General features: G+C 42.9%; 2 protein-coding genes. One reads left to right on the top strand and one right to left on the bottom strand.

All coding sequences use genetic code 11. From position 1 onward, the window contains the following. A partial coding sequence (locus R7093_RS25220) for a LysE/ArgO family amino acid transporter (protein ID WP_318147019.1) occupies positions 1-336 on the bottom strand: 336 nt, incomplete at its 3' end. A 139-nt stretch (positions 337-475) separates the two neighbouring features. Here R7093_RS25220 and R7093_RS25215 point away from each other — a divergent pair. Continuing rightward, the coding region (locus tag R7093_RS25215; RefSeq protein WP_318147018.1) for a LysR family transcriptional regulator at positions 476-760 on the top strand (285 nt) is incomplete at its 3' end.

Raw genomic sequence — 760 nt, 5'->3', positions numbered from 1 at the left:
CGTTCGGCGTCCACGAGCTACGACTTCCCCTTTTGATTCCGATTCATTCTCTGGCTTGAATGCGCTTTTAAGCGAAAGTAGTCCATAGAAGCTCAGGAAGGCAATCCCACCAAGCGTCACCGATGTCAGTAGGATTTCATTTTGAGACAGAATAGCACCACCACCAAAGATACCTAGAGAAATGAAGATCATATCTAGGACGCTACAAATAGTGGCTGTCGTCAGGTGGTGATTGCGCTTTATGCCTTGATTCAAGACATACGCATTTTGTGCTCCGATCGGAATGATCATCGATGCCCCTAAACCAAATCCTTGCAATAAAACCCAAAAGCTCACAATACACCTCAAATAATTAAGAAAACGACAGAGAGGGGAAAGATAATGGCTTTGGTTAAATAAGTATAATTAATGATTTTAATATATTATTAGAGTTACTTATTTAATGGTTTGGTGTTGTTTTTTTGGGAGAACGTGAATGCGAGGGTTGGATTACAAATGGATAGAAGCCTTGGATGCCGTTGTTTATCAAGGCAGTTTTGAACGAGCTGCTGAGCATCTGTTTGTCTCACAATCTGCCATTTCGCAGCGTATTAAACAGCTCGAAAGATTCTTGGCGCAACCTGTGTTAATTCGAGAGCAGCCACCCAAGCCAACTCCCATTGGGAAAAAACTATTGGGGCTTTACCGCCGAGTTCGGTTGCTAGAGCACGAAATTTTACCTGAGATCAAAAACGATACTACACCGCGTCCAGTGCAACTG

This window comes from Vibrio sp. 1580, from assembly GCF_033340055.1.
The sequence above is the reverse complement of the archived record's forward strand: the minus strand, read 5'-3'. Positions and strand labels throughout refer to the sequence as shown.